The sequence below is a fragment of the Streptomyces sp. genome (genome assembly GCF_031178505.1).
GTDB classification, from domain to species: Bacteria; Actinomycetota; Actinomycetes; order Streptomycetales; family Streptomycetaceae; genus Streptomyces; species Streptomyces gulbargensis.
Genome location: NZ_JAPSIW010000400.1, coordinates 1 through 6,399 on the forward strand (window position 1 = coordinate 1; position 6,399 = coordinate 6,399).

Below are 6,399 nucleotides of genomic sequence, written 5' to 3' on the forward strand. Positions count from 1 at the left end.
CCCCGGCCGCGCCCGCCCCGGCGCCCCCCCCTCCCCCGGGGGGGCGCCCCCCCCCCCCCCCCCCCGGGGGCCCCGGCGCCGCCCCCCCCCGGCCCCCCCCCCCCCCCCCCGGCCGTGTCCTGCCGTCCGCGCGGCCGGGCTCAGCCCTCCGCGCCGGCGAACTCGATCGCCGCCAGGTTCTTCTTGCCGCGCCGCAGGACCAGCCACCGGCCGTGCAGCAGCTCCTCCGGTGCCACCACGGCGTCCTCGGCGGTCACCTTCACGTTGTTCACGTACGCGCCGCCCTCCTTCACCGTGCGCCGCGCCGCCGACTTGCTCGGTACGAGACCGACCTCGGCGAACAGGTCCACGACCTGGCCCAGCTCGGACACGCGCGCGTGCGGCAGCTCGGACAGTGCGGCGGCCAGCGTCGCCTCGTCCAGCTCCGCCAGCTCACCCTGACCGAACAGCGCCTTCGAGGCCGCGATCACGGCCGCGCACTGCTCGGCCCCGTGCACCAGCGTGGTCAGCTCCTCGGCGAGCGCGCGCTGCGCCGCCCGGGCCTGCGGCCGCTCGGCCGTCTGCGCCTCCAGCTCCTCCAGCTCCTCACGGGACCGGAAGGACAGGATCCGCATGTAGGTGGAGATGTCGCGGTCGTCCACGTTCAGCCAGAACTGGTAGAAGGCGTACGGCGTGGTCATCTCCGGGTCCAGCCAGACGGCACCGCTCTCGGTCTTGCCGAACTTGGTCCCGTCCGCCTTGACCATCAGCGGGGTCGCCAGCGCGTGCACCTCGGCACCCGGCTCCAGCTTGTGGATCAGGTCCAGCCCCGCCACCAGGTTGCCCCACTGGTCGCTGCCGCCCTGCTGGAGCGTGCAGCCGTAGCGGCGGTACAGCTCCAGGAAGTCCATGCCCTGGAGCAGCTGGTAGCTGAACTCGGTGTAGCTGATGCCCTGCTCGGACTCCAGCCGGCGGGCGACGGAGTCCTTGGTCAGCATCTTGTTGACGCGGAAGTGCTTGCCGATGTCCCGCAGGAACTCGATCGCCGACATCCCGGCGGTCCAGTCCAGGTTGTTCACCATGACCGCCGCGTTCTCCCCCTCGAAGGAGAGGAACGGCTCGATCTGCGAACGCAGCCGGTTCACCCAGTTCGCGACCGTCTCCGGATCGTTCAGCGTCCGCTCGGCCGTCGGCCGCGGGTCACCGATCTGCCCGGTGGCCCCGCCGACCAGCGCCAGCGGCCGGTGCCCGGCCCGCTGGAGCCGGCGGACCGTGAGCACCTGCACGAGGTGCCCGACGTGGAGACTGGCCGCGGTCGGGTCGAAACCGCAATAGAACGTGACGGGACCGTCCGCGAGAGCCTTGCGCAGGGCGTCCTCATCGGTGGACTGGGCGAAAAGCCCGCGCCACTTCAGCTCGTCGACGATGTCCGTCACGGTCGTCAGTCTCCTCGGATCTGGTAGGGATGTGCGCTTCAGTCTAGGCGGGTCAGACCCCCTGGCTGACCGAGCTCATGTTGAAGTCCGGCACCCGCAGCGCGGGCATCGCGGCCCGGGTGAACCAGTCGCTCCACTCGCGCGGCAGCGTCTTCTCCGTCCGGCCCGCCTCCGAGGCCCGCGACAGCAGGTCCACCGGCGACTCGTTGAACCGGAAGTTGTTCACCTCGCCGACGACCTCGCCGTTCTCGACGAGGTACACGCCGTCCCGGGTCAGGCCGGTCAGCAGCAGCGTCGCCGGGTCGACCTCGCGGATGTACCAGAGGCAGGTCAGCAGCAGGCCCCGCTCCGTGGCGGCCACCATCTCCTCCAGCGACCGCTCCCCGCCGCCGTCCAGGACCAGGTTCCCGATCGTGGGCGCCACGGGCAAGCGGGTGAGCCCCGCGGAGTGCCGGGTCGTGATCAGCCGCTCCAGCTTCCCGTCCCGCACCCACTCCGTCGGCGCCAGCGGCAGACCGTTGTCGAAGACCGACGAGTCGTCCCCGGAGGAGTGCGCGATCACGAACGGCGCGGACTCCAGGCCCGGCTCGTTCGGGTCGCTGCGCAGGGTCAGCGGCAGCGGGGACAGCGTCTCCCCGAGCCGCGTCCCGCCACCCGGCTTGGAGAAGACCGTACGGCCCTCCGCCGCGTCCCGGCCCGCCGACGACCACATCTGGTAGATCAGCAGGTCGGCCACGGCCGTCGGCGGCAGCAGCGTCTCGTACCGCCCGGCCGGCAGCTCGACCCGCCGCTCCGCCCAGCCGAGCCGGGTCGCCAGGTCCGCGTCCAGCGCCGCCGGGTCGACGTCCTTGAAGTCCCGCGTCGAGCGCCCCGCCCACGCCGAGCGCGAGCGGTCCGGCGACTTGGCGTTGAGCTCCAGGGTGCCGGTCGGCTGGTCGTGCCGGAGCCGCAGCCCCGCCGACGTACCGAGGTAGGTGGAGGTCAGCCGGTGGTGGGCGAAGCCGTACAGCTCCCGGCCGCCCGCCCGGGCCCGCGCGAAGGCCTCCCCGAGCGCGGGCGCGAAGTCCGCGAAGACCGCCGAGGACGTCTCGGCCGGCGCGTCCGTGAAATCGGGCGAGGCCGGCACGTCCCGCACCAGCGGCTGCGCGTCCTCCGCCGGGCCCGCCGCCCGCGCCGCCTCCTCGGCGGCCCGCACCAGCGGTTCCAGGTCCTCCGCCGTGACGGCCGACCGGGACACCACTCCGGACGCGGTGCCCTCGCTCCCGTCGACCGTGGCGATCACGGTGAGCGTCCGGCCCCGGGTGACCCCGTTGGTGGTGAGCGCGTTGCCCGCCCAGCGCAGATTCGCCGAGGACTCCTCGTCCGCGATCACGACGCACCCGTCGGCGCGGGACAGCTCCAGGGCCCGCTCGACGATCTCGTACGGCTTGCTGACGCGGCTCATCGACCGGCCTCCTGCGTCGTGTTGAGAATGTTGACACCCCGGAACAGGGCGGACGGGCAGCCGTGCGAGACCGCCGCGACCTGGCCCGGCTGGGCCTTGCCGCAGTTGAAGGCGCCGCCGAGGACGTACGTCTGCGGGCCGCCGACCTGCTCCATCGAGCCCCAGAAGTCCGTCGTCGTCGCCTGGTACGCCACGTCCCGCAGCTGCCCGGCCAGCCGGCCGTTCTCGATGCGGAAGAACCGCTGCCCGGTGAACTGGAAGTTGTACCGCTGCATGTCGATCGACCAGGACCGGTCACCGACCACGTAGATCCCGCGCTCCACACCGCCGATCAGGTCCTCCGTCGACAGACCGCCCGGGTCCGGCCGGAGCGACACGTTCGCCATGCGCTGCACCGGCACGTGCGCGGGGGAGTCCGCGAAGGCACACCCGTTGGAGCGGCCGAGCCCCGTCAGCTTCGCGATCCGCCGGTCCAGCTGGTAGCCGACGAGCGTGCCGTCCTTCACCAGGTCCCAGGTCTGCGCCTCGACACCCTCGTCGTCGTAGCCGATGGTCGCCAGCCCGTGCTCGGCGGTCCGGTCGCCCGTCACGTTCATGACCGAGGAGCCGTAGGCCAGCTTGCCGAGCTGGTCGAAGGTGGCGAAGGAGGTGCCCGCGTACGCCGCCTCGTACCCCAGCGCCCGGTCGAGCTCGGTCGCGTGCCCGATCGACTCGTGGATCGTCAGCCACAGGTTGGACGGGTCCACGACCAGGTCGTAACGCCCGGCCTCCACGCTCGGCGCCCGCATCTTCTCGGCGAGCAGCTCCGGGATCTCCTCCAGCTCCTTGTCCCAGTCCCAGCCGGTGCCCGTCAAGTACTCCCAGCCCCGGCCGACCGGCGGCGCGATCGTCCGCATCGAGTCGAACTCACCGGTCGTGCCGTCCACGGCGACGGCCGTGAGCTGCGGGTGCAGCCGCACCCGCTGCTGGGTGGTGACGGTGCCCGCCGTGTCCGCGTAGAACTTGTTCTCGTGCACGGTCAGCAGCGAGGCGTCGACGTGCGCCACCCCGTCCGCCCGCAGCAGTCGCGCGCTCCAGTCGGCGAGCAGCGCGCTCTTCTCCTCGGAGGGGATCGTGAAGGGGTCGATCTCGTACGAGGAGATCCACACCTTGTCCGCGTGCACCGGCTCGGCGGCCAGCTCCACGTGCTCGTCCGACCCGGCCGCCGCGATCACCTGCGCGGACAGCTTGGCCATCGCCACGGCCTGCGAGGCGACCCGCGCGGCCGCGTCCATGGTGAGGTCGACCCCCGACGCGAAGCCCCAGGCCCCGCCGTGCACCACGCGCACCGCGTAGCCCAGGTCCGTGTCGTCGGAGGAGCCGGACGGCTTGGCGTCCCGCAGCCGCCACGAGGCGCTGCGTACCCGCTCCAGGCGGAAGTCGGCGTGCTCGGCGCCGAGCGCGCGGGCCCTCGCGAGCGCCGCGTCGGCGAGCGCCCTCAGCGGCAGCGCCGTGAAGGCTTCGTCGATCGTATGGGTCCCAGATGGCACAGCTGTCTCCCTGTCGTGCGATGCCGGTCGTCCCTGATCATGTCGCGCTTTCGGCCGCGCCGCCCGGGGTTTCTGTAGGGACCCGACAGCGACATCCGTACGCCACTGTCAGGGCCCGATTCTCCGGATCGTGGAAGGGCCCGATAGGTTTTCGGTAACCAGACAGCTATCGAAAGGGTGATCCGTTGAGCCGCTCGGTTCTCGTCACCGGAGGCAACCGGGGCATCGGCCTGGCCATCGCCCGCGCGTTCGCCGAGGCCGGCGACAAGGTCGCCATCACGTACCGCTCCGGTGAGCCGCCGGCCGGCTTCCTGGCCGTCAGGTGCGACATCACCGACGCGGAGCAGGTGGAGCAGGCCTACAAGGAGATCGAGGAGAAGCACGGTCCGGTCGAGGTCCTCGTGGCCAACGCCGGCGTGACGAAGGACCAGCTCCTGATGCGCATGTCCGAGGAGGACTTCACGTCCGTCCTCGACACCAACCTCACCGGCACCTTCCGGGTCGTCAAGCGCGCCAACCGCGGAATGCTGCGGGCCAAGAAGGGCCGTGTCGTCCTCATCTCCTCGGTGGTCGGTCTGCTGGGTTCCGCGGGCCAGGCCAACTACGCCGCGTCCAAGGCCGGTCTGGTCGGATTCGCCCGCTCCCTGGCCCGTGAGCTCGGTTCGCGCAACATCACTTTCAACGTCGTCGCGCCCGGCTTCGTGGACACCGACATGACCGCCGTGCTCACCGACGAGCAGCGCGCGGGCATCGTCTCCCAGGTCCCCCTGGGCCGTTACGCGCAGCCGGAGGAGATCGCCGCCGCGGTGACCTTCCTCGCGTCCGACGACGCCTCGTACATCACTGGAGCCGTCATCCCGGTTGACGGCGGATTGGGCATGGGTCACTGATCACATGAGCGGAATTCTCGAGGGCAAGCGCATCCTGATCACCGGTGTGCTGATGGAGTCCTCCATCGCCTTCCACACCGCGAAGCTGGCCCAGGAGCAGGGTGCGGAGATCATCCTCACCGCGTGGCCCCGGCCGTCGCTCACCGAGCGCATCGCCAAGAAGCTGCCCCGGCCCGAGAACGTCAAGGTGCTGGAGCTCGACGTCTCCAACGACGAGCACCTCGCCCGCCTGGAGGGCCAGGTCCGCGAGCAGCTCGGCGACCGCCTGGACGGCATCGTCCACTCCATCGGCTTCGCCCCGCAGGACGCCCTCGGCGGCAACTTCCTCCAGACCCCCTTCGAGTCGGTCGCGACGGCCATGCACGTCTCCGCCTTCTCGCTGAAGTCCCTCACCATGGCGCTGCTGCCGCTGATGAACGAGGGCGGCTCGGTCGTCGGCCTCACCTTCGACGCCCAGTACGCCTGGCCGCAGTACGACTGGATGGGCCCGGCCAAGGCCGCCCTGGAGGCGACGAGCCGCTACATGGCCCGTGACCTGGGCAAGCAGAACATCCGCTGCAACCTGATCTCCGCCGGCCCGATCGGCTCGATGGCCGCCAAGTCCATCCCGGGCTTCAGCGAGCTCGCCGCCGTCTGGGACAGCCGCTCGCCGCTGGAGTGGAACCTCGCCGACCCGGAGCCGGCCGGCCGCGGCGTCGTGGCGCTGCTCTCCGACTGGTTCCCGAAGACCACGGGCGAGATCATCCACGTCGACGGCGGTCTGCACGCGATCGGCGCCTGACGCCCTTGCCGTCCCGAGCGCTTCCGTCCGGCGGAGTTCTCGCCCGGCGGGTCTCCCCGCGTGACGGATCTCGGGCCGGCGGGTCTCCCGCCGGTCCGGCCATCCGTCCCGAACCGCCCGAGGGCCGTACGGTCCGCCTCCTTCCGGGGGCGGCCGTACGGCCCTCGCGGCGTCACCGGGCCCTCCCCCTGGGGCGCGGTGTCCGCCGAACGGGTTCCTGACCTGGCGTTTCGCTCCCAAGTCGAAAAGTCTCCCGAATCCCTCCAGACTGGTCGGAGCGTGATGTTCCGGCTACTGCCGGGGAGGAGGTACGGACATGCGCGTGATATCCAGCGGCTTC

Annotated in this window: 5 protein-coding genes; 2 read left to right on the plus strand and 3 right to left on the minus strand. The window is 71.5% G+C overall.

The annotated features are described in order from the left end of the window. Positions 1–140 precede the first annotated feature (140 nt). Genes tyrS through RIF68_RS23360 form a run of 3 tightly spaced genes read right to left on the minus strand, consistent with a single transcriptional unit; the run spans position 141 to position 4,367 of the window. Positions 141–1,415: a tyrosine--tRNA ligase gene (gene tyrS / locus RIF68_RS23350; RefSeq protein WP_309053247.1), complete on the minus strand. Its 1,275-nt coding sequence runs from the start codon at positions 1,413–1,415 to the stop codon at positions 141–143. A gap of 52 nt (positions 1,416–1,467) precedes the next feature. Next, positions 1,468–2,859, minus strand: coding sequence for a metallopeptidase TldD-related protein (locus RIF68_RS23355; protein ID WP_309053248.1), 1,392 nt, complete (start codon positions 2,857–2,859; stop codon positions 1,468–1,470). After that, a complete protein-coding gene (locus RIF68_RS23360; protein ID WP_375165050.1) occupies positions 2,856–4,367 on the minus strand; it encodes a TldD/PmbA family protein in 1,512 nt (503 codons plus the stop codon). Before RIF68_RS23360 ends, RIF68_RS23355 begins: the two co-directional genes overlap by 4 nt. Before the next feature lie 206 nt (positions 4,368–4,573). On the opposite strand from RIF68_RS23360, the gene fabG reads away from it, so the two are divergent. Both fabG and fabI read left to right on the plus strand, forming a co-directional pair. Further along, a complete protein-coding gene (gene fabG, locus RIF68_RS23365) occupies positions 4,574–5,278 on the plus strand; it encodes a 3-oxoacyl-[acyl-carrier-protein] reductase (protein WP_309053250.1) in 705 nt (234 codons plus the stop codon). 4 nt (positions 5,279–5,282) lie between these two features. Then, positions 5,283–6,059, plus strand: coding sequence for an enoyl-ACP reductase FabI (gene fabI, locus RIF68_RS23370; RefSeq protein WP_309053251.1), 777 nt, complete (start codon positions 5,283–5,285; stop codon positions 6,057–6,059). Positions 6,060–6,399 lie beyond the last annotated feature (340 nt).